The organism is Nonomuraea sp. NPDC049480 (assembly GCF_044465905.1).
GTDB lineage: Bacteria > Actinomycetota > Actinomycetes > Streptosporangiales > Streptosporangiaceae > Nonomuraea.
In genome coordinates, this window is record NZ_JBITMD010000002.1 from 900,547 (window position 1) to 922,044 (window position 21,498).

General features: G+C 70.3%; 17 protein-coding genes and 1 pseudogene. 2 read left to right on the plus strand and 16 right to left on the minus strand.

Annotation, left to right across the window (positions count from 1 at the left end):
* Positions 1–107 precede the first annotated feature (107 nt).
* A complete protein-coding gene (locus ACIBX3_RS09590; protein WP_397114943.1) occupies positions 108–1,139 on the plus strand; it encodes a M48 family metallopeptidase in 1,032 nt (343 codons plus the stop codon).
* 168 nt (positions 1,140–1,307) lie between these two features.
* Here the strand turns inward: ACIBX3_RS09590 and ACIBX3_RS09595 are convergent, their stop codons facing one another.
* The 4 genes from ACIBX3_RS09595 to proB form a co-directional block, all read right to left on the minus strand.
* The gene (locus ACIBX3_RS09595; protein WP_397114945.1) at positions 1,308–3,104 is read right to left on the minus strand and encodes a serine/threonine-protein kinase; all 1,797 of its coding nucleotides are present in this window, start codon (positions 3,102–3,104) and stop codon (positions 1,308–1,310) included.
* Positions 3,105–3,186: 82 nt separating this feature from the next.
* Entirely contained in the window at positions 3,187–3,363 is a 177-nt protein-coding gene (locus ACIBX3_RS09600) for a hypothetical protein (RefSeq protein WP_397114947.1), read from the minus strand.
* A gap of 50 nt (positions 3,364–3,413) precedes the next feature.
* Positions 3,414–4,688 carry a glutamate-5-semialdehyde dehydrogenase gene (locus ACIBX3_RS09605; protein ID WP_397114949.1) on the minus strand — a complete coding sequence of 425 codons (1,275 nt, stop codon included), beginning with the start codon at positions 4,686–4,688 and terminating at the stop codon, positions 3,414–3,416.
* 79 nt (positions 4,689–4,767) lie between these two features.
* On the minus strand, positions 4,768–5,886 hold the full coding sequence (gene proB, locus ACIBX3_RS09610) for a glutamate 5-kinase (RefSeq protein ID WP_397114951.1): 1,119 nt from the start codon (positions 5,884–5,886) through the stop codon (positions 4,768–4,770).
* Between the two features lie 292 nt (positions 5,887–6,178).
* Here proB and ACIBX3_RS09615 point away from each other — a divergent pair.
* A pseudogene (locus ACIBX3_RS09615) lies at positions 6,179–6,376 on the plus strand (YciI family protein); the annotation flags it as partial.
* Between the two features lie 459 nt (positions 6,377–6,835).
* On the opposite strand, the gene ACIBX3_RS09620 reads toward ACIBX3_RS09615, so the two are convergent.
* The 12 genes from ACIBX3_RS09620 to mreD form a co-directional block, all read right to left on the minus strand.
* Positions 6,836–8,089, minus strand: coding sequence for an MFS transporter (locus ACIBX3_RS09620; RefSeq protein WP_397114953.1), 1,254 nt, complete (start codon positions 8,087–8,089; stop codon positions 6,836–6,838).
* 174 nt (positions 8,090–8,263) lie between these two features.
* Positions 8,264–8,404 carry a hypothetical protein gene (locus tag ACIBX3_RS09625; RefSeq protein WP_397114954.1) on the minus strand — a complete coding sequence of 47 codons (141 nt, stop codon included), beginning with the start codon at positions 8,402–8,404 and terminating at the stop codon, positions 8,264–8,266.
* Between the two features lie 670 nt (positions 8,405–9,074).
* Positions 9,075–10,427, minus strand: a complete 1,353-nt coding sequence (gene obgE / locus ACIBX3_RS09630; RefSeq protein WP_397114956.1) for a GTPase ObgE — start codon at positions 10,425–10,427, stop codon at positions 9,075–9,077.
* 129 nt (positions 10,428–10,556) lie between these two features.
* Complete coding sequence (rpmA, locus tag ACIBX3_RS09635) at positions 10,557–10,814, minus strand: 50S ribosomal protein L27 (RefSeq protein ID WP_012893687.1); 258 nt, start codon at positions 10,812–10,814, stop codon at positions 10,557–10,559.
* 15 nt (positions 10,815–10,829) lie between these two features.
* Positions 10,830–11,132, minus strand: a complete 303-nt coding sequence (gene rplU / locus ACIBX3_RS09640) for a 50S ribosomal protein L21 (protein WP_184973140.1) — start codon at positions 11,130–11,132, stop codon at positions 10,830–10,832.
* Between the two features lie 208 nt (positions 11,133–11,340).
* Positions 11,341–14,607, minus strand: a complete 3,267-nt coding sequence (locus tag ACIBX3_RS09645; protein ID WP_397114958.1) for an Rne/Rng family ribonuclease — start codon at positions 14,605–14,607, stop codon at positions 11,341–11,343.
* 145 nt (positions 14,608–14,752) lie between these two features.
* Positions 14,753–15,505: a TIGR03936 family radical SAM-associated protein gene (locus ACIBX3_RS09650; RefSeq protein ID WP_397114960.1), complete on the minus strand. Its 753-nt coding sequence runs from the start codon at positions 15,503–15,505 to the stop codon at positions 14,753–14,755.
* A gap of 153 nt (positions 15,506–15,658) precedes the next feature.
* Positions 15,659–17,569 carry a TIGR03960 family B12-binding radical SAM protein gene (locus ACIBX3_RS09655; RefSeq protein ID WP_397114962.1) on the minus strand — a complete coding sequence of 637 codons (1,911 nt, stop codon included), beginning with the start codon at positions 17,567–17,569 and terminating at the stop codon, positions 15,659–15,661.
* A gap of 88 nt (positions 17,570–17,657) precedes the next feature.
* On the minus strand, positions 17,658–17,825 hold the full coding sequence (locus tag ACIBX3_RS09660) for a hypothetical protein (RefSeq protein ID WP_397114964.1): 168 nt from the start codon (positions 17,823–17,825) through the stop codon (positions 17,658–17,660).
* 3 nt (positions 17,826–17,828) lie between these two features.
* Positions 17,829–18,995 (minus strand): rod shape-determining protein RodA, encoded by a 1,167-nt coding sequence (gene rodA / locus ACIBX3_RS09665; protein WP_397114966.1) that lies wholly within the window; start codon positions 18,993–18,995, stop codon positions 17,829–17,831.
* Positions 18,992–21,037: a penicillin-binding protein 2 gene (mrdA, locus tag ACIBX3_RS09670; RefSeq protein ID WP_397114968.1), complete on the minus strand. Its 2,046-nt coding sequence runs from the start codon at positions 21,035–21,037 to the stop codon at positions 18,992–18,994. The genes rodA and mrdA overlap by 4 nt, the downstream gene beginning before the upstream one ends.
* On the minus strand, positions 21,034–21,495 hold the full coding sequence (mreD, locus tag ACIBX3_RS09675; RefSeq protein ID WP_397114970.1) for a rod shape-determining protein MreD: 462 nt from the start codon (positions 21,493–21,495) through the stop codon (positions 21,034–21,036). Before mreD ends, mrdA begins: the two co-directional genes overlap by 4 nt.
* Positions 21,496–21,498: the final 3 nt, after the last annotated feature.

Below are 21,498 nucleotides of genomic sequence, written 5' to 3' on the forward strand. Positions count from 1 at the left end.
CACACCAGGCGCGTTCATCATGAAACGGACCTTACGCGGACACTCTCCACAACATGATGGCACCCCCCTTGGTGATGTCCGCGCATCACTTCCGTTGCGGACGTAGCATGCCGGGCATGACGACCACCCCGGACCGCAACCGCGTCCAACTGCCCGGCATCTCGTCTCGAGCCTACGAACACCCCGCAGACCGGTCCGCCCTGGTCGCTCTGCGTAAGTTGAGTGGGTTCGACACGGTTCTCAAGCAGATGTCCGGCCTCATTAGCGAGCGCCGCCTGCGCCTGATGTACCTGGCGTCGTCCGTCCGCGTGAGCGAGACCCAGTTCCGCTCCCTCTACGACATGGGCCGCGACGCCGCGTACACACTCGACCTGCACCGGATCCCGGAGATCTACGTCCAGCAGGACCCGCAGGTCCAGGCCAAGGCCATCGGCTTCGACGACCCGTTCATCGTCGTCACCACCGGTCTTCTCAACCTCATGAACGAGGAGGAGCAGCGCTTCGTCATCGGACACGAGACCTCGCACATCCTGTCGGGTCACGCGGTCTACCGGACGATGCTCGACATCCTCACCCGTCTCGCCACCCGCGTCGCCTGGATCCCGCTCGGCTACATCGGCCTGCGGGCGATCGTCGCGGGCCTGGAGGAGTGGTACCGCAAGTCGGAGCTGTCCTCCGACCGCGGCGGCCTGCTCGTCGGCCAGGACCCCGAGGCGGCGAAGAGGGCGCTGATGAAGCTCGCCGGTGGCGACTACACCCACGAGATGAACATCGAGGCGTTCCTGGAGCAGTACCAGGAATACGACACCGCGGGCGACCTTCGCGACGGCTTCCTCAAGGTGCTCAACCTGCTCGGCACCACGCACCCGTTCGCCGTGGTGCGCGTGGCCGAGCTGGACAAGTGGCAGCGCAGCGGCGAATACGACAGAATTATCGGTGGGGACTACCCTCGCCGGGAGGACGACCCCAATGCACGAGTGACCGACGAGATCAAGGCGGCGGCCGAGTCCTACCGCGCGTCCTGGTCGCAGTCGCAGGACCCGTTCATCGGCGTCCTGCGCGACGTGGCCGAGGGTGCCGTGAACGCGGGCGAGCGCATCTTCAACCGCTTCTCGCGCCGCGACGGCGGACAGGGCTAGACCGATCGCCGTACGCAGCCGATCAGTGTGATCGGCCGCGTCCGACCCGCCGCCCCGGGCCCGCTGTCCGCATGATCGACCCCGTGTCGCCCTTCGGGTCCTTGGTGACCAATCGTGCGGAGGCGATCATGCGGAATGAGGCCTGGTGGCGGCGGGCCGGAACGCCCGTCAGAGCAGGAGGGCGATCGCGCGCACGGCGGCCGCGCACAGGGCGACGAACCCGCCGAGCACGGCCAGCGCACGCAGCCCTTCCCTGCGCAGATCCGGCAGCCGGCCGCCGATCCGCTCGATCTCGCGTCCGGTGATTCCGCCGCACAACATCCCGAACACCACGCCCGCCACCGTCACGGGCGCGGGCTGCTGCCACCAGTCGGTGTCGATCTCACCGCCGCCGGTCACCCAGAGCGCACCGCCCGACGCCACCGCGACGGGCACGCCCGGCCACACCACGGCGGTCGCCGCCGCTCCCGTCAGCGCGAGCGGGAAGAGCAGCACCCGCAGCACCACCCGCGTACGCTGCGAGCTGCGGTTGCGCACCATCCAGTGACCCATCCACAACGTCCTGGTCAGCACCACGAACACCGTCGTGATCGCAATGGACGCGATCGGCCAGATCACGGAGGTCACCACGCATGGTATGGCCAGCACCGCGAGCAGCAGCAGGGCACCGTTGCCCGCGGGCAGCGTGGTGTGCGCGTCGGCGTTTCTCTTGGCCTGCGGCTTGGCCGGCGCGCGGCTCCTGACGGCCGCCGCCGCACGCTGGCGCGGCGCGCCCATCTTGGCGCGCGGCCCGGTGTTCTTCCCGTCGACGCTCGTACGGCTCCGCGGCGCGGGAACCTTCCCGTCGGCGCCGGTCCGGCTCCGCGCAACGGCGCCGTCCATCCGGCCGCGGGCCGCGGCGCCGTCCGCAGCGCCGGTCCGGCCGCGGGCCGCGGCGCCGTCCGCGGCGCCGGTCCGGCCGCGTGTCGCGGCGCCCTTCCCGTCCGTGCCCGTGCGGCCGGTGCTCGTCCGGCCGCGCGGCGCAGGCACCTTCCCGTCCGTGCCCAGGCTGTTCGGCCTGCCGCGCGCGGACTTCGCCGCGGTGTCCTCGGCGGTGCGACCACGGGCGGGCGCGCCCTTGCCGGCCTCGTCGGCCACGTCGGCGGCCGCGGGCGGCTCGGGCTCCGGCGTGCTGGTGGCCTTGACCAGCCGCGACAGCCGGTCGGCCAGCAGCGCGGCCGTGGGACGCTTGCCGGGCTCCCGGTTGAGCGCGGCCCTGACCAGCGGCAGCAGCTCGACGGGCACGCCCTTGAGATCGGCCTGCCCGTTCAGCACCGCGTACATCTGCGCCTCGGCCGTCCCGCGCCCGAACGTCGGCCGCCCGGTCGCCGCGAACGCCACCGTCGCAGCCCACGCGTGCACGTCCGCGGGCGAGTCGACCTGCTCGTCGGAGAAGATCTCCGGCGCCGTGTAGCCGGGCGTGCCGAGGAACGTGCCTGTCATGGTCAGCCGGGTCGCGTCCAGGACCTGCGCGATCCCGAAGTCGATGAGGACCGGTCCCTGGGTACCCATGATGATGTTGCCGGGCTTGAGGTCCCGGTGCACGACCCCGGCCGCGTGGATGATCGCGAGCGCCGCGGCGATGCCCTGCGCCAGCTCCACGAGCTCGGAGACGTCGAGCGGGCCGCTCTGGCGCACCCGCTCCAGCAGCGTGGCGCCCTCGATGTGCTCCATGACCAGGTACGGGCGCGCGCAGCTCAGATCCGCGTCGAGCACCTTGGCGACGTACGGGCTCTCGACCCTGCGCAGCGCACGGACCTCGCGCTCCAGCCTGATGCGCGAGGTTTCATCCTCTGCCAGATCGTGCAGGACCTTGAGAGCGACGTGCTCGCCACGGCGGATGGTCGCGAGGTAGACCTCGCCCATGCCGCCCCGGCCGAGCCGCTCGACCAGGGTGTACGGCCCGACCTTGCCGAGCTTGCTCACCGTCCCTCCCCGCCGAGCGCGCCCATAAGGGACACAACCCTAGCGCCGGTACACGAGTCGCCGCTTGAGGCACGCCGAAGGTTTATCGGCGGGTGTGGTCGGAGAGCATGCTGTCGAGCCGGACCGTGGGCTCGTCCGACAGCCGCCTGCGGCCCTTCCTGCGCCAGCGGACGTGACCGCGGCTCTCCAGCCAGAGCAACAGCCGGTCGGCGCTGAACAGCACCGCGGCCGGGAAGACGAGGGCGACGACAATGTCCATGTCCCCCAGTCAAGCCGCGGCGCCCGGCGCCGGTCAGGCCGACACGCCGGTCACCCGGCCACCACCGTGCCTTCTGATGTGCGCAAATGCCCCTCACCGGTGTAGACCCACTTGGTCGACGTCAACTCCGGCAGCCCCATCGGGCCGCGCGCGTGCAGCTTCTGCGTGGAGATGCCGATCTCCGCCCCGAACCCGAACTCACCCCCGTCGGTGAACCGCGTCGAGGCGTTGACCGCCACGGCCGCCGAGTCCACCAGCGCGACGAACCGGCGGGCGGCCTTCTGGGACCGGGTGACGATGGCGTCGGTGTGGCCGGAGCCGTAGCGCCGGATGTGCGCGACGGCCTCCTCCAGCGAGCCGACGACGGCGGCGGCGATGTCGAGCGAGAGGTATTCGGTGGTGAAGTCGTCCTCGGTGACGGGCACGACGGCGGAGCCGTAGCCGGCGACCCGGGCGTCGCCGTGCACGGTCACGCCCGCCTCGGCCAGCGCTTGGAGCGCCTTCGGCACGAACGCGTCGGCGACGGCCTCGTGCACGAGGAACGTCTCGGCCGCGTTGCACACCGACGGCCGCTGCGCCTTGGCGTTGACCAGGATCTGCACGGCCAGGTCCACGTCGGCCTCGGCGTCGACGTAGACGTGGCAGTTGCCGACGCCGGTCTCGATCACCGGCACCGTCGACTCCTCGACGACCGAGTTGATCAGCGACGCGCCGCCGCGCGGAATCAGCACGTCGACCAGCCCGCGAGCGCGCATCAGCTCCTTGACCGAGTCGCGGGTCTGGCCGGGCACGAGCTGGACGGCGCCCGCGGGCACCTCGGTGCCCTCCAGCGCGTCCTGCATGATCCTGACCAGGGCGGTGTTGGAGGAGTAGGCGCTGGAGGAGCCTCTGAGCAGCACCGCGTTGCCGCTCTTGAGGCAGAGCGCGGCGGCGTCGACCGTGACGTTGGGGCGGCCCTCGTAGATGATGCCGATCACGCCCAGCGGCACCCTGAGCTGGCGCAGCTCCAGCCCGTTGGGCAGGGTTGAGCCGCGGACGACCTCGCCGATCGGGTCGGGCAGGTCGGCCACCTCGCGCACGGCGTCGGCGATCTTGTCGATCCTGGCCTCGTCCAGGCGCAACCGATCGATCATCGCCTCGGCGGTGCCCTGCGCTCCGGCCTGCTCGACGTCCTTGGCGTTGGCCTCGACGATCTCCGCCGCGTGCGCGACCAGGGCGTCGGCGATGGCACACAGCGCCCGGTCCTTCGGCGCCCGCGGCAGCGGGGCCAGCTCGGCGGCGGCCTCCCGCGCCGCGTGGGCGACCTTCAGGAACTCTGTACTCATGGCTTCGCTCCGCTCACTGCCCGGGGCTCGTCGAGCCCCGCTTTTCCCTGGTCACTGCCTGCCCTGCTCGTCGCCGGGCTCATGAGTGGGCTTCCAGTATGACGATGTCGTCGCGGTGGATCAGCTCGCGTTCGTATTCCGGACCGAGCGCGCTCGCCAGCTCCCTCGTGGAGCGCCCGAGCAGGCCGGGGATCTCGATCGCGTCGAAGTTGACCAGCCCACGGGCCACCACGCCCCCTTGCGGTGCGCACAGGTCCACCGGGTCGCCGGCCGCGAAATCGCCCTCCACGGACGTCACCCCGGCCGGCAGCAGCGACTTGCGGCGCGTCACGATGGCCTCCACCGCACCCTGGTCGAGGTGGAGCCGGCCACGTCCGGTGGTGGCGTGCGCGAGCCACAACAGGCGCGTGCCGGGATGGCGGCCGCCTGGGTGGAAGTAGGTGCCGACGTCGGCACCACCGAGCGCCTGGGCGGCGTGCGCGGCGGCGGTGAGCACGACGGGGACGCCGGCCCCGGTGGCGATCCTGGCGGCCTGCACCTTGGTGACCATGCCGCCGGTGCCGACGGCCGCGCCGTTCCTGCCCAGCTCGACCCCGGCCAGGTCCTCCGGCCCGCGGATCTCCGCCAGCCGGCGGGCGCCGCCGCGGCTGGGCGGGCCGTCGTAGAGCGCGTCCACGTCCGACAGCAGCACCAGCGCGTCCGCCCTGATCAGGTGCGACACCAGCGCCGCCAGCCGGTCGTTGTCGCCGAAGCGGATCTCGTCGGTGGCCACGGTGTCGTTCTCGTTGACGATGGGCACGATGCCCAGCTCCAGCAGCCGGGTCAGGGTGCGCTGCGCGTTGGCGTGGTGGGCGCGGCGCATCATGTCGTCGGCGGTCAGCAGGACCTGGCCGACACGCAGGCCGTACCGGGCGAAGGAGGAGGTGTAGCGGGCCACCAGCACGCCCTGGCCGACGGAGGCGGCCGCCTGCTGAGTGGCGAGGTCGCGCGGTCGCGCGGTCAGCCCGAGCGGGCCGAGACCCGCCGCGATCGCCCCGGAGGAGACCAGGATCAGCTGCGTCCCGGTACGGCGCCGCGCCGCCAGCACGTCCACCAGAGCGTCCACACGATCGACGTCGATCGTTCCCTGGGGGGTGGTGAGCGAGGAGGAGCCGACCTTGACAACGACCTTCGACGCTGAGCTGATCTGTTCCCGCACGTCTCGAAGCCTATCGAAGCCGCGACACCACACTTCGCCGCCTCCGGCATCGGGGCCGCCACCGCGGATCACCTCACGGCCGGCGGAGCCCGGGCGGTCTCCACGATCACCTCCCGGCAGTCCGCGGCGGCGAGCGCGTCGAGCCGCATTTGATGATCTTGTGTTCGTCCGGAGACCCGGGCAAGGACGCCTCGACCAGGGCGGCTTTCCCGCGCTCTCGACCGTCCAGGAATCGAGCGTCTCCGGGGCGACGTGTGCGGAGGCGATCTGTTGGCGGACGAAGATGGTGGGCATGGAGTTCTTCTGCTACCACCGCGACCGGCCCGATTCCGCAGCGCTGCGCCACGACTTGCGGGAAGAGCATTGGTCCTACATGGACCGGTACGCGAAGGAGATGATCGCCCGGGGTCCGACCTTCGCCGGCGACACGCCCACCGGCAGCGTGCACATCCTCGACCTGCCTGATCCGGTCGCCGCCCGCGCCTTCGCCTTCGACGAGCCGGGCTACCAGGCCGGTGCTTACCGGGACGTGCTGCTGCGGCGGTGGCGCAACCTGTTGGGGCGCACCATGTGGGACTTTCCCGGCGGCCGGACAGGTGGCAACCGATATCTGGTGCTCGGCCTCGGCACGGGCCAGGCCGCCGACCTCGCCGTGCCGTCCGGCCAGGACGAGCTGATCGCGTACGGGCCGCTGCTGTCGGACGACGGTGCCACCTGGTTGGTACGGCGGCACTGGTCCGGGCACCGGACCCGGACACGGCACGCAACGTCCTGGCCCGGGACCGGTACGCCGACATCGAGGTGCACGACTGGCAGTTCGGCGGACGGCCGTCCTGAACCGGGGACGCCCGGGAAGCGCCGCCCGTCCATACGGATATCGGCCTGGAGTTCCTCGCCGGTGAGCTTGACGGGGCGCACGACCCGTTTCGGCTCGGCCCGGCCGTCTGGGTCAGCTCGTGGGCGTCGTGTCCGGGGAGAGTTCGTCATCGCCGATCTCCGAAGCCAGGCCCGGTGTTCGTCGCGCGCTGATCGTCATCACAACGAGTCCGGCCAGGACGATGGCGGCGCCGACGTACAGCGGAGCGGTGTAGCCGAGGCCGGCGCTGATGGCCAGACCGCCCAGCCAGGCCCCCAGCGCGTTCCCGACGTTGGAGGCCGACACGTTGGCGCTGGCGGCGAGCGGAACCCCGTTCGCGTAATCGGTGACGCGGGTGATCATGCCGGGGACGCCGGCGAACCCGAAGAAGCCCAGCAGGAAGACCAGGACCACTGATGCGACGGGACTGCCGGCCAGCAGCCCGAACGCGATGAGCGTGACGGCGAGGCCGGCCAGGGAGACGATCAGCGTGCGGTCCCGGTTGACGTCTGCGGCCCGCCCGCCGGCCATGTTCCCGATCACCAGGCCGCTGCCGTACACGACGAGCAGCCAGGCGACGTCGGCGCTGGAGAAGCCGGTGATCCGGGTGAAGGTGTAGGCGATGTAGCTGAACGCGCCGAACATCCCGCCGTAACCGAGCGCGGTGGCCGCCAGCGTCAGCCAGACCTGCCAGGAGCGGAACGCGCGTAGCTGGACACGCAGTCCGCTCAGGCCGGAAGCCGTCGATGGATGCGCGCGGTCCACCGCGCCGGCCCAGCCCGGCACCAGCGCCGCGATGGCGATCATGGCGATCACGCCGATCACGGTGATCGCCCAGAACGTGGCGCGCCAGCCCCAGCGTTCGCCGACCAGGGCGCCGAACGGCACGCCCAGGACGTTCGCGACCGTCAGCCCGGCGAACATCACCGCCACCGCCCTCGACGCCCGCTCCGCCGGAACCATCCGCCGTGCGACCAATGAACCGATGCCGAAGAACGAACCGTGGCACAACGCGGCGACGACGCGTCCGAGCAGCATCACCAGATAGCCGGGCGCGACGGCGGACAGGAGATTGCCGACGACGAACAACGCCACTAACCCGATGAGGACCGACTTGCGGGACATCCCGCTGGTGGCGGCGGTCACCACGATCGCGCCGACCGCGACGCTCAGCGCGTATCCGGAGATCAACCATCCCGCTGCGGCTTCCGACACGGCCAGGCTCCGGCTCACCTGAGGGAGCAGGCCCGCGATCACGAACTCGGTCAGGCCGATCCCGAAACTGCCGAAGGTCAGCGCGATGAGCCCGGCGGGCATCCGCCGGCTGACATTTGCCCGATTTCTCACCCGAACATCATCCACCGGGACACCAGCCGACCCGATCGCGGGCCGCCCCGCCGCGCTCGCCGTCAGTCGCCGACCTGCGACGTTCTTTCAACACCGGGCCCTTGACGCCGGGCAGACGGGGCCGGCCGCCGACCTCACCGCGCCTTCGAACTTCGTGAGGGACCGTGGTCGCCATCACAGGTCGCGGCGGGAGAGACTGAGACCTCCCACCCTCAGTGCCACGACCACATAGAACGCCAGGACCGCCGTGGCCGCGGGAAGTGACAGCAGATACGCCGACTCGGCACCCACGACGAGCGCCCCGATCACCGTCACCGTCGCGGTCGTCGACCGTAGGAGCGCTCCGAGTCCCAGCGCAGGTGACCACCACGGTCTTGGCCGCCGGCAGCACCCGCCGCTGAGCGGCCGGTCCAATGCGAGCGTCGAGCCGTATTGCTTCGTCCAGCCCGTACGACCGTGGAATGATCGCCGCCTCCACACGGTGACAAAACCGTCCCTGCCAGATTCAGGTGATCGAAGTAAGAGAGCTGCCGCACCACCGCTGCCCCGGCGGGTAGCCACACCGCCCTCGCCAGACACCCCCCGACCTGGCCAGACGCCCGACGGCAGGCTCCCCAGGCCCCTCAGAGGCGCTCCGGCGGGCGCCTCCTATTACACGTACACAGGCCCCATCCGCACGTCCCCAAAACGCCCTGCACGCCCGCTACCGCATGGGCCTGCGGCGCCGGCACGATCGTGGCCGGAGGGCTCTACGGCATCACGCACCACTTCTGTCACACGGTTCCCACGGCACTCATGCCGGGTCGCCGTCAGGACTTCGGCGGCACACGTCCTCTGCCAGGCAGTCCTCCAGCACCACAACGCGCCCACCGGACGACCTGCGACGCCTGCCCCCGCCTCGCGAACGCGATCGTCAGCGTGGATTCAATTGCGGCCTGGCTTCAACTGCGCGCTCGGCCAGGGACAGGCCTCTGGCGATGAGGCCCTACCCGAGCCGGTTGTCCGTGCCGCGCGGCCCTTGGCGTGACGACTCGGCGCCGAGCGTGGGCTGCCAGTCGAAGACGTACCCGCCCTCCATCGGCCCGATGACCACCTCGGCCCCGGCCTTGGCGCCGGCCTTGGCCAGTTCGCCCTCGACCCCCAGCCGCTCCAGCCGATCGGCGAGATAGCCGACGGCCTCGTCGTTGGTGAAGTCCGTCTGCCTGATCCACCGCTCCGGCTTCTCACCGGTGATCTGGAACAGGTTCTCGTTGACCCGCCGCACACGGAACCCGGCGTCACCGAGCTGCTTCGGCCTGATCACGAGCCGCGTCGGCTCCTCGATCGGCTTGTTGGCCCGCGCGGCGGCGACCCACTCACCCATCGCGAACGTGAGCTCCCGCAACCCGTCATGAGTGGCGGCCGAAATCGTGAAAACCTGGAGCCCCCGCTCCTCGAACTCGGGCGTGACCAGCTCGGCCAGCTCCCGCGCGTCCGGCACGTCGGCCTTGTTGAGCACGACGATGCGCGGCCGGTCCTCCAGCTTCCCGTACGCCCGCAGCTCCGCCTCGATCACCTCGTAGTCCGTGATCGGATCGCGTCCCGGCTCCATGGTGGCGCAGTCGATGACGTGGACGAGCATGTCGCAGCGCTCGACGTGCCGCAGGAACTCGTGCCCGAGCCCCTTCCCCTGTGAGGCCCCGGGAATGAGCCCCGGCACGTCGGCCACGGTGAACACAGCGTCCCCGGCGGTCACCACGCCCAGGTTGGGGATCAAGGTCGTGAACGGGTAGTCGGCGATCTTCGGCTTGGCCGCGCTCAGGGCCGCGATCAGCGACGACTTGCCCGCGCTGGGGAACCCGACCAGCGCCACGTCCGCGACGCTCTTCAGTTCCAGCATGACGTCGAGTCCGTCGCCCGGCTCCCCGAGCAGCGCGAACCCGGGCGCCTTCCGCTTGGTCGAGGCCAAAGCGGCGTTCCCGAGCCCGCCGTGCCCGCCCTGGGCGATCACGTACCGCGTGCCGGCCCCCACGAGGTCGACCAGCACCTCGCCCGTCGCGGCATCCTTGACGACGGTGCCGTTGGGCACGGGCAGGACCACGTCCTCGCCGTTGGCGCCGTCCCGGTTGGACCCCTGGCCCTGCTTGCCGTTCTCGGCCGTGCGATGCGGCCGCCGGTGGTAGTCGAGCAGGGTCGCGGTGTTGGGATCGACCTCGAGGATCACGTCGCCTCCGCGCCCGCCGTTCCCCCCGTCTGGGCCGCCGAGCGGCTTGAACTTCTCCCGGTGGATGGAGGCACACCCGTTTCCCCCGTCACCGGCCTTGATGTGCAGGACCACCTGGTCCACAAAGTCCGGCATGCAGCACTCCTCCATCACCCCGCCAGGGGCCTCTCATCTCACCAGACAACGCAAAAGGGTGGATCGAAGCGGCTCGATCCACCCTTCAACGCGATAAAGCAACAGATCCCCGGGTCGGGAGGAGGAAGACTACTCCGCGACGGGAACGATGCTCACGGCCCTGCGGCCGCGCTTGACGCCGAACTGCACGTGACCCGCGGCCAGCGCGAACAGCGTGTCATCGCCACCGCGGCCGACGTTGTCGCCGGGGTGGAAGTGGGTGCCACGCTGGCGGACGATGATCTCGCCCGCGTTGACCAGCTGGCCGCCGAAGCGCTTGACGCCCAGGCGCTGAGCGTTGGAGTCGCGGCCGTTCCGGGTGGACGACGCGCCCTTCTTGTGTGCCATCTCTCTAACTCCCGATCAGGCCTGGTTGATACCGGTGATCTTCACCTGGGTGTACCGCTGGCGGTGACCCTGGCGCTTCTTGTAACCGGTCTTGTTCTTGTACTTGAGAATGCGGATCTTCGGGCCCTTGGTCTCGCCGAGGATCTCGGCGCTGACCGTGAACTTGCCCGCCTCCGTGGTCACATCGCCGTCGTTGACGACGAGCACCGTCGGCAGCGAAACCGAAGAGCCGACCTCGCCGGCGACCTTGTCCACCTCGAGGACGTCACCGACGGAGACCTTCTGCTGCCTGCCGCCGCAACGAACGATCGCGTACACCGCGGAACCCTTCTACTGACTCACTGTTGTCACAGCCATCCCTTGAGGAGATGACCGCCGAATGCTGCGCCTTTCATTCGGTCTGTCTCGAAACCGACGAACCGAGAGGCGCGCCAACAGGGCGCGTCACCTGACGCACCGATTCACCAGGGTACCGGATTAACGGCCCCCTAGGCGAACCGGACGGATCGTCGGAAGCCCGTCGAGATTACTCGGCGGACTTGGCTCGGCGGGAGCGTCTCCGCCCCCTGCCGGAAGTCTGGCCTGCCTGGTCGTCCTCAACCGGGACGTCTTCAAGCGCACCGGTCACCGTATCACGGCTGGAGGAGTCCTTCGCCGCGGAAACCTTGTCGGAGACCGTCTTCTCGACGGCCATCTTCCCTTGCGTGCCCCGCGGCTCAGGCTTGGTCTCGACCGGCTCCGTGGAGACCAGCACGCCACGCCCGTTGCAGCAGTCACACGGCGTCGAGAACGCCTCCAGGAGCCCCTGACCGACCCGCTTACGCGTCATCTGGACCAGGCCCAGGGAGGTCACCTCGGCCACCTGGTGCTTCGTCCTGTCGCGCGCCAGGCACTCCAGCATCCGCCGCAGCACCAGGTCGCGGTTCGACTCCAGCACCATGTCGATGAAGTCGATCACGATGATGCCGCCGATGTCGCGCAACCTGAGCTGGCGCACGATCTCCTCGGCCGCCTCCAGGTTGTTCCTGGTGACGGTCTCCTCGAGGTTGCCGCCCTGGCCGGTGAACTTGCCGGTGTTGACGTCGACGACGGTCATCGCCTCGGTACGGTCGATCACCAGCGAGCCGCCGCTCGGCAGCCACACCTTGCGATCGAGCGCCTTGGCGAGCTGCTCGTCGATCCGGTACGACTCGAAGACGTCACCGCCCTGGCCGCCGTCCCACCTCGACAGCCGCTCGCCCAGGTGCGGCGCGACGTACTTCACGTAATCGTCGACCGTGTCCCAGGCCTCTTCGCCCTGCACGACCAGCGAGGTGAAGTCCTCGTTGAAGACGTCCCGGACGACGCGGATGGTCAGGTCGGGCTCGGCGGACAGCAGCTCGGGCGGGCTGGCCGACTTGGCCTTCTTCTGGATGCTCTCCCACTGGGCGGACAGCCGGGCCACGTCTCGGGCCAGCTCGTCCTCAGAGGCGCCCTCGGCCGCGGTACGCACGATCACGCCGGCGTTCTCCGGCATGACCTTCTTCAGGATGCTCTTGAGCCGCGTGCGCTCCTTGTCGGGCAGCTTGCGGCTGATCCCGGTCATCGAGCCGTCGGGCACGTAGACCAGGTAACGCCCGGGAAGGCTGATCTGCGACGTGAGCCGGGCGCCCTTGTGCCCGATCGGGTCCTTGGTGACCTGGACGAGCACGGACTGCCCGGACTTCAGCGCCGACTCGATCCGCTTCGGCTGGCCCTCCATGCCGGCGGTGTCGAAGTTCACCTCGCCGGCGTACAGGACGGCGTTTCTGCCCTTGCCGATGTCCACGAACGCCGCCTCCATCGACGGCAGCACGTTCTGCACCTTGCCGAGGTAGACGTTGCCGACGTAGGACTGGCTGGCCTCGCGGTTGACGTAGTGCTCGACGAGCACGCCGTCCTCCAGCACCGCGATCTGCGTACGGTCGCCCTGGCGGCGCACCACCATCATGCGGTCGACGGACTCGCGGCGGGCCAGGAACTCCGACTCCGTGATGATCGGCGGACGCCTGCGGCCCAGCTCGCGGCCTTCGCGGCGGCGCTGCTTCTTGGCCTCGAGCCTGGTGGAGCCGCGCACGCTCTGCACGCCGTCCGTGGCGGTGTCCAGCGCGGCCGCCCGGCCGGAGCGCGGCGCGCGGATGCGCACCACCGTGTTCGGCGGGTCGTCGCTGGCCGGCTCGACGCTCTCGTCCGTGCCCCGGCGGCGCCGGCGGCGACGGCGGCGCGAGCTGGAGCTCTCCTCGTCCTGGGCCTCCTCGGCCTGCTCCTCCTCGGCCTCTTCGTCCTGCTCCTCGCCCTCATCGGCCTCGTCGCGCTCGCGCGACTTGCCGCGGCCCCTGCCGCCACGGCGGCGCCGACGGCGACGGCCGCCGCCTTCCTCCTCCTCCTGCTCTTCGGAGGTGTCGACGTCCGCCTCTTCCTCGCTCACGACCTCTTCCGCGAGCTCCTCGGCCTCCACGGGCTCGGCGGCCTGCGGCGGCTCGGCCCGCCGCGGCACGACCGGCTTGGCCTGGGTGGGGTCGGGCGCCTGGAACAGCGGCGCGAAGATGGCCGAGGGCTGCCGCTGGAACGCGGCGCCCGGCTCCTCCTGCCTGCGCACGGTCAGCCCGAACGGGTCGGCCAGCAGGCTCGGCCGCACGGGCTCCTCGTCGAGATCCTCACCGGCGGGCTCGTCGTCGAGCGGTTCGTCCTCGGGCAGGATCTCCATGATGTCCTCGTCCTCGACGTCACCGCCGGAGACCCTCGCCGGCTTCGTGGCAGCAGCGGCCTCGACATCACCACCGGCGGCCTCGGCCTCCTCGCCGGAGACCGCAGCGGCACCGCGACCGGCCCGCGCCGAGGCACTACGCCCAGCCCGCGTCGTCGCGCCACGCCCAGCCCGCGTCGTCTTGGCCTGGGCCTGTGCCGCCACGCCTTCGCCGGCGGCCTCCGCACCACCGGCGGCCGCCTCGCCTTCGCCGGCGCCCAACGGCGCACCGGCCTCGGCACCGCCGGAGGGCGTCACAGCGGCCGCGGCAGCACCCTGATCGACGACAGCGGCAGGAGCCTCGCCGGCCACGGCCTCTTCCGTCTCCGCCTTCTTACGGGTCCTCCGCCGCTTCGGCGCCTCGGCGACCTGCTCAGCAGGCACCGCGACACCGGCCTCGCCGGGCGCGGCCATCCCCGCCTCCGCGGGCGACACCACACCGGTCTCCCCCGGCGCTGTCACACCTGCCTCCGCGGGCATCGCGACACCGGCCTCAGCGGCCCCGGTGCCGCCCTGCGCGGGCGCAGTCGTCCCGGTGGGCATGCCGCCCTCCGGGAGCGCTCCCGCGGCTTCCGGCTGCTCCTCGGCGGCCTTCTTGGTCGTACGCCGCCGCGCCGTCGTGGCCGTGGACCGCGTCCTCGTGGCGCGCTTGGGCTTCTCCTCGGCCACTGCCTCGGCGACCGCATCGGCCAGGGCGTCCTCGGCCGGGCTCTCGACCTCAGCGACGCCGGCAGCCTCACCGGGCAGCCCGGCGGCGCCGTTCGTGCCCTCGACAGCCGCCACAAGATCCGGATCCGGCTCCCCGGCGGCTCTTCGCACGGCGGTGCCCTGCACCGGCGGGCCCTCCGCCACCGTCGGCGCGGCCTGAGCGGCGGGAACGGTGACCGGAACGGCGGCCGGCTCCTCGGGCAGCTCGGGCGGAGGACCCGCCGGGCGGCTGGCGGAGCGGCGACGCCCGGTCACCTTGGTCTGTTCAGTTGTCTCCCCGTCGGGGCCAATGGCCCCGGCGTTGGGCTCGTTATCGAGCATGCGGGCGCTCTCCCGTCAGCTCCCGGGCGCGTTGCCGCGCCGCGCAGGAGCCCTCGTGTCTCAGTTGTCCGCCCGCGTCTCCACAATGGAGTCGCAGGCGCCAAGTCCTGTCAGCGGTCGTGCCCGGCTCGCGCTGGGCACGTCCTTAACCGGCGACGTGCTCACTCGCCGGTCCCGCCTCGCCGCCGCGCGTCTTGTCGCGGTCCAGGTCGAGCGGGTCGGCAAGCGCACCGGTGCTGACGTCGAGCGGCCCCTGCGCCAGCCTGGTCACCTCGGGGGGAACCGGCGGCGCGAAGTCGGCCACAAGGCGCAGCCCTGTGAGCACATCGTCGGGTCGAACGGCAGGCGTCATGTGCCGAACCACCATGCGCAGTATGACACACGGCTCTCCATGCACCTGAGCTGCAGTTCTGTCTGTTCCCTCGGAAACCGTCAGCCCCAGGACGGCCTCTCGCGCGTCGAAGCGGCGCAGGCCCTTCTTGGTGAGGCGTTCGACCTCCACGGTGCCCGCCGCGAGAAACTTCTCCGCCGCCACCTCGGCGAGCTCGCGATCGGCACCAGGCAGCCGCACCTCCCAGTCGGAGACCTCCAAGCGGTCGGCCAATCCCCCCGGACCCGCCTCCACGACGTCGAGCACATCGAGCCCCGGCGGCAGCGACTCGTCGAGGCCGGATCTGACCTGCTCGGGGTCGCACGGCGTGGTTACGCCGATCTCGAGGTATTCGGCTTCGCTGGCGACGCCGGTCGGCGCCGCGCCCGCGTAGGAGATCTTCGGGTGGGGCGAGAATCCCGCGCTGTAGGCCACCGGAATGCCGGCACGGCGGACCGCTCTCTCAACGGCCCGCGAGATGTCGCGGTGGCTGGTGAAGCGCAGGCGGCCGCGCTTGGCGTAACGCACACGCAGGCGCTGCACCGTGGGCGCGGGCGGAGGCCCTTCGGGAACAGGTTTCAGAGCTTGTCGTCCTTCCCTTGTAAGAGTTCCTTCGTCTCAGGATAAGCCGCCCCGGTGCATGGACGTGTACGCCGAGGCACGGCTCGCCCACTGAGCGCGCTAAACCACCGTAAGAGGAAGGAGTTTTCGCCCTGTGGGGCCGATTTGAATTTCCGTGCCCATGGTCGGGCAGACACCGCAGTCGTAGCACGGAGTCCAGCGGCAGTCCTCGACCTCGCTTCCGGAGACCGCCTCCTGCCAGTCCTGCCACAACCACTCGCGGTCGAGGCCGGCGTCGAGGTGGTCCCACGGCAGGACTTCGTTCTCCTCCCGCTCCCGCGTGGTGTACCAGTCGACGTCGACGCCCGCCTTCTCGGCGGCCGCCGTCCAGCGCTCGTAGGAGAAGTGCTCGCTCCAGCCGTCGAACCTGCCGCCGTCCTCCCAGACGGCGCGGATCACGGCGCCGACCCGGCGGTCACCGCGCGAGAGCAGGCCCTCCACGATCGAGGGCTTGCCGTCGTGGTAGCGGAAGCCGATGGCCCGGCCGTATTCCCTGTCGTTCCTGAGGGAGTCGCGCAGCGCCCTGAGCCGCCGGTCGACGGTCTCGTGGTCGGCCTGCGCGGCCCACTGGAACGGCGTGTGCGGTTTGGGGACGAAGCCGCCGATGGAGACCGTGCAGCGGATGTCGCGGCTGCCGGTGGCCTCGCGGCCCGCCTTGATGACTTTTTTCGCCAGGTCGCCGATCCCGAGGACGTCCTCGTCCTGCTCGGTGGGCAGCCCGCACATGAAGTAGAGCTTGACCTGCCGCCACCCCTGCGAGTAGGCCGTGGTGACGGTGCGGATGAGGTCTTCCTCGGTGACCATCTTGTTGATCACCTTGCGCATCCGCTCCGAGCCGCCCTCGGGCGCGAACGTCAGGCCCGAGCGCCTGCCGTTCCTGGAGAACTCGTTGGCCAGGTCGATGTTGAACGCGTCCACCCTGGTCGAGGGCAGGGACAGCGAGGTGTTGGTGCCCTCGTAGCGGTCGGCCAGCCCCTTGGCGATGTCGCCGATCTCGGAGTGGTCGGCCGACGACAGCGACAGCAGGCCGACCTCGTTGAAGCCGGACTCCTTGACGCCGTTTTCCACCATGGCGCCGATCGTGGTGATGGATCGCTCGCGCACCGGACGCGTGATCATGCCTGCTTGGCAGAACCGGCATCCGCGCGTGCAGCCGCGGAAGATCTCCACGCTGAACCGCTCGTGCACCGTCTCGGCCAGCGGGACCAGCGGCTTCTTCGGGTAGGGCCACTCGTCGAGGTCCATCACCGTGTGCTTGTGCACCCGCCACGGCACGTTGGCCCGGTTGGGCGCGACGCGCTTGATGCGCCCGTCGGGGTGGTAGTCGAAATCGTAAAATTTCGGTACATAAACCCCACCCGACTCCGCGAGCCGCATCAGCAGCTCATCACGGCCGCCGGGACTGCCCTCGGCCTTCCACTCGCGGATGACCTCGGTGATGGCAATGGAGATCTGCTCGCCGTCGCCGAGCACGGCCGCGTCGATGAACTCGGCGATCGGCTCGGGGTTGAAGGCCGCATGACCGCCCGCGATCACGATCGGGTCGTCGTCGCCCCGGTCCACGGCCTCCAGCGGGATGCCGGCCAGGTCGAGCGCGGTCAGCAGGTTGGTGTAGCCGAGCTCGGTCGAGAACGACACCCCGAGCACGTCGAAGGCGCGCACCGGCCGGTGCGCGTCCACGGTGAACTGCGGGACGTTCTCGGCCCGCATGAGCGCCTCGAGGTCCGGCCAGACGGCGTAGGTGCGCTCGGCCAGTGTCGCGGGGAGCTCGTTGAGGATCTCGTAGAGGATCGCCACGCCCTGGTTGGGCAGCCCGACCTCATAGGCGTCCGGGTACATCAACGCCCACCGCACGTCGGCGGAGTCCCAGTCCTTGACGGTCGAGTTGAGCTCACCCCCGACATACTGGATGGGCTTCTGCACCTTGGGCAGCAGCGCTTCCAGGCGGTGGAATATCGACTCGACAGGCATACCCTCCAGGGTAGCGGCGGTCAGACAGTGGCAGGTCCGGGGCCGATGAGAAACCTGACCACAGGGGCGGCAGGCCGGCGAGCAGGTTTCACGTCGGTGTGCCAACCTCGTTTCCGCTGACCACCATGATGTGGTGCCCCTCGTAGCACGTGAGCTCCACGGCGATCACGCCGCTCTCCAGGTTGTGCAGTGCGACGACATGGTTCGCGGGAAGCAGGAAACGGTCCTCGCACTCATCGCAATAGGCCAGGAACATACTCTAATTAAACGACTGACCGCGCACTTTGATGGCCTGCAGCAGCCCAACCGCAATGAGATTCGCGAATGTCGCGGTCCCGCCATACGACACGAACGGCAACGGCAGCCCGGTGATCGGCATGATCCCGATCGTCATCCCTACGTTGATGAACGTCTGGAACCCGAACCAGCACACGATCGTCCCGGCGACCAGCGTCCCGAACCTGTCCTCGCACTTCCTGGCGATCTTCAGCCCGCGCACCAGCACCACCCCGAGCAGCAGCACGACCGTGACCGACCCGAGGAACCCGAACTCCTCCCCCGCCACCGTGAAGATGAAGTCGGTGTGCTGCTCGGGCACGAACCTGCCGGTCGTCTGCCCGCCGCCGAGCAGCCCTTTGCCCAGCAGCTGCCCGGACCCGATGGCGATCAGGGACTGCGTGCTGTTGTAGCCCACCCCGCGCGGATCGACGCTCGGATCGACGAACGCGGTGAACCGTGCCACCTGGTACGGCTCCAGCATCTCCAAGGCGAACACCGCGAACACCCCGGCGGCCGTCAACGCCGTCAACGCCGCGATCACCCGCTTGCGCACCCCGCCGAGGATCAGCGCCGACGCCGTGATCACCGCAAGCACCATGGCCGTGCCCAGGTCGGGCTGGAGCATCACCAGCCCCATCGTGATCGTCGCGGCGAGCATCGCCAGCAGCACGTCGAGCCCGCGCGGCCGGTCGGTGCCCTCGGCCGGCTGCGCCAGCAGCATCGCGATGACCAGCAGCAGCCCCACCTTGGCGAACTCCGACGGCTGCACCGCGAACCCCCCGCCGAGCAGGATCCACGAGTGCGACCCGTTGATCGTCGCCCCCAGCGGCGTGAGCACCAGCCCGAGCCCCACCAGCGACACCAGGAACACCAGCGGCGCGTACGCCCGCACCGCCCGGTGGTCGACCATGGTCACCACCGCGCACAGCACCACCCCGATGACCTCGTTGAGCAGGTGCTTCTTCACCAGCCCCGTGGACCCGGGCGCCCACGTCCTGGTCGACGACCACACCAGCAACGTGCCGATCACGCACAGTCCCGCCACCGCGACCAGCATGAGCCCGTCGAGCCTGCGTACCGTCGAGTTCTCGCTCGCCATCCGCCGCAGCAGCGAGGGCCGGCGGACGACGGCGGTACGGCTGGTCATCCCCGGGCCACCGTTCCGTCCGGCCGGAAGGCCGGCAACTTGGTCACGAGCCTGCCGCCGGGCACGGCCGGGGGCCGCTTGATGCCGTAGATGCCCTCGTAGATCTCCCGTACGGCCGGCGCCGCCGTCTGCGAGCCCATCCCGCCCTGCGAGACCATGACGACGACCACGTACTGCGGGTTCTTCGTCGGTGCGAACGAGGCGAACCATGAGGTGTCCTTCTTGCCCCACACCTCAGCGGTGCCGGTCTTGCCGCCGATGCGCACCTTGTTCATCGGGAAGCCGGCGAAGGCCCCGGCCGCGGTGCCGTCGGCGGCGACCTGGCTCAGCGCGTTCTTGATGTAGAGGCGCTCCTTCTCGCTGATCGGCAGCTTGCCCACCACAGGCACCGGGAAGGTCTTGACCACCTTGCCGTCCGGCCGCACCTGGGCCCACCCGATGCGCGGGCTGCGCAGCTTGCCGTCGCTCACCAGCGCCAGGTACGCCCTGGCCAGCTGCATCGGCGTGACCAGCACGTCGCCCTGGCCGATGGAGAAGTTGGCCGAGTCACCGGGCCGCAGCAGGAAACCCTCGGTGCAGTTCTCCAGCGCCAGCCGCTTGAGGAACTCGGCCCGCGTCCTGTCCTTCACCTCCGGATATCCCTTGCGCGACCGCTCGCAGCTCACCGCGCTGGTCCTGTTCCACAGGTCCTTCTTCCAGGCTCGGTCGGGAATGCGGCCGTAGGACTCCCCTGGCAGGTCCACGCCGGTCGGCCGGCCGAACCCGAACGACCTGGCCATGTTGGCGAACACCTCTTTGGGCGTCTTCTTCGGGTGGCGCCCGCCGTCCTTGAGGTACTGCTCGTACGCGGCCCGGTAGAAGATCGTGTCGCACGACTTGACCAGCGCCGTGTGCAGGCTGAGCGTGCCCAGCGAGATGCCGCGGAAGTTGTTGAAGGCCCGCCCGCCCACCGCGTAGGAGCCCGGGCAGGAGTATGTGCCGTTCAGCGGATATCCGGCCCGCAACATCGCCGCCACCGACGAGATCTTGAACGTCGAGCCCGGCGCGAACTGGCCGTTGATGGCCCGCGACACCAGCGGCTTGCCCGACTTCTCCGACAGCAGCCACTGGTAGCCGCGCGCCGAGATCCCGCCCGCCCAGATCTCCGGGTCGTAGCCGGGCGCGCTGGCCAGCGCCACCACGCGCCCCGTACGCGCGTCCAGCACCACCCCGGCCCCGCCGTCGGCCGCAGGCGCCGACTTCATGGCCTTGGCCAGCGCCCTCTCCGTCACCGCCTGGATCCGCGAGTCGATGCTGGTCACCAGGTGGTCACCGGGGACGGGCGTAACGTGCTCCTCGACCCCCAGCGCCTTGCCCATCCGGTCCACCTGCACTCTGCGCAGCCCCGACTTGCCGCGCAGCGCGTCGTCGTAGACGAATTCGAGCCCGTCACGCCCGGCCAGGTCCACGCCCGAGAAGCTGGCCTTGAGCCCTTCGCGCTTCTCCAGCTCCTGCTCGGTGACCGGCTGCAGATAGCCGAGCATCTGGGCCCCTGCCCGGCCGCCGGGGTATTGCCGGACGGAGTGGATCTCCGCCGTCACCCCGGGGAACTCCTCCTGCCGTTCGAGGATCTGCAGCGCCTTGCGTGGGTCGATCTTCTCGTCCAGCGGAACCGGCTGGTACGGCGACCCCGTCCAGCAGGGCTTGCCCACCCCCGGCCCGCACGGCGTGATCCGCTGCTGCAGGTCCTTGACCGGCCTGCCGAGCACCGCCGACAGCTTGCGCAGCACCTTCACGCCGCCGTCGCGCATCCTCATCAGCCGGGCCCGATCCACCGACACGACCAGCGCGGTCTTGTTACGCACCAGCGGCCGCCCCGACGAGTCCAGGATCTGCCCGCGCACGGCCGGCACGATCACGGTCCGCGTCCTGGTCTCCGTGGCCCGCGTGACGAACTCGTGGCCGCGCACCACCTGCACCTGCCACAGCCGCACCGCGAGCACGACGAGCAGCGCCAGCACCAGCACGTGCAGCACCAGCAACCGGGCCCGCATCCTGATCATGTCGAGTACCTCGGCCGTCTGTCCCGCGTGGTCAGCCAGATCACGATCGGGGACATGACCAGCGTGTAGACGACGGTGACGGGCACCTGCTCGGTCAGCGTGGACATCGTCACCCGGGGATCGGAGATCAGCATGCCCACCGCGGCCGCCAGCAGGGGCGCCATCAGAACGCACAGCACGACGGTCGTCACCGGCCCGCCCGCGCCGCGCCCGGCGACGTAGCCGACGAGCGCCAGCACGAACGCGTACTGGCCCACCAGGTGCGCGGTCGGCGGCATGATGTCGACCAGCATCCCGGCGAAGAACCCGAGCATCGCCCCGGACGAGGCCCCCCGCGTCAGCGCAGCGCCGACGACGACCAGCAAGACAAGGTCGGGCGCGCCCCCTGCCGGCAAGGGCACCCGGTTGACCAGCACGACCTGCGCCAGCAACGCCAGCAGCACGGACAGCCCCGCCATCAC

Excerpts from the sequence above, each read along its gene's own strand:
- ACIBX3_RS09590 (WP_397114943.1), top strand. The coding sequence starts at position 108 with ATGCCGGGCATGACGACCACCCCGGACCGCAACCGCGTCCAACTGCCC.
- ACIBX3_RS09600 (WP_397114947.1), bottom strand. The coding sequence starts at position 3,363 with ATGGACATTGTCGTCGCCCTCGTCTTCCCGGCCGCGGTGCTGTTCAGC.
- ACIBX3_RS09605 (WP_397114949.1), bottom strand. The coding sequence starts at position 4,688 with ATGAGTACAGAGTTCCTGAAGGTCGCCCACGCGGCGCGGGAGGCCGCC.
- obgE (WP_397114956.1), bottom strand. The coding sequence starts at position 10,427 with ATGCCGGACTTTGTGGACCAGGTGGTCCTGCACATCAAGGCCGGTGAC.
- rpmA (WP_012893687.1), bottom strand. The coding sequence starts at position 10,814 with ATGGCACACAAGAAGGGCGCGTCGTCCACCCGGAACGGCCGCGACTCC.
- ACIBX3_RS09645 (WP_397114958.1), bottom strand. The coding sequence starts at position 14,607 with ATGCTCGATAACGAGCCCAACGCCGGGGCCATTGGCCCCGACGGGGAG.
- ACIBX3_RS09655 (WP_397114962.1), bottom strand. The coding sequence starts at position 17,569 with ATGCCTGTCGAGTCGATATTCCACCGCCTGGAAGCGCTGCTGCCCAAG.
- ACIBX3_RS09660 (WP_397114964.1), bottom strand. The coding sequence starts at position 17,825 with ATGTTCCTGGCCTATTGCGATGAGTGCGAGGACCGTTTCCTGCTTCCC.
- rodA (WP_397114966.1), bottom strand. The coding sequence starts at position 18,995 with ATGACCAGCCGTACCGCCGTCGTCCGCCGGCCCTCGCTGCTGCGGCGG.
- mrdA (WP_397114968.1), bottom strand. The coding sequence starts at position 21,037 with ATGATCAGGATGCGGGCCCGGTTGCTGGTGCTGCACGTGCTGGTGCTG.
- mreD (WP_397114970.1), bottom strand. The coding sequence starts at position 21,495 with ATGGCGGGGCTGTCCGTGCTGCTGGCGTTGCTGGCGCAGGTCGTGCTG.